The following is a 330-nucleotide window of genomic DNA, read 5'->3' as shown; positions in this document are numbered from 1 at the left end:
GCCGCAACCTCGCCCCGCATATCGCGAGGATCGAGGGGCGCAGCGCTCCGGGGCTGGATGGCCGGACGACCCGGCATGAGCGCTACGCCATGAGCCAGAGAAAACGCAAGCGGATCGAGGAGATCTTCGGCTGGGTGAAGACGGTGGGGGGTCTGCGAAAGAGCCGCTTCATTGGCATCGCCCAAACCCAGCTCGCCGCCTACCTGGTGGGTGCAGCCTACAACCTGCTTCGCATGGCGCGCCTGCAGCCGACGACAGGATAGGTGCGCCCGCAGCCGCGAAAAGGAACGCGAATCAGCCATGAACGAGCACAAATACACCGCGCCAGAC

At 65.2% G+C, this 330-nt stretch carries 1 protein-coding gene; it reads left to right on the top strand.

Going from position 1 to position 330, the window contains the following annotated elements:
• Positions 1-263 (top strand): transposase (locus tag ACTFO6_RS18225; protein WP_439935800.1); only part of this gene is annotated, 263 nt, incomplete at its 5' end.
• Between the last annotated feature and the right edge of the window lie 67 nt (positions 264-330).

The organism is Pelomicrobium sp. G1, assembly GCF_051905455.1.
GTDB lineage: Bacteria > Pseudomonadota > Gammaproteobacteria > Burkholderiales > UBA6910 > Pelomicrobium.
The sequence above is the reverse complement of the archived record's forward strand: the minus strand, read 5'-3'. Positions and strand labels throughout refer to the sequence as shown.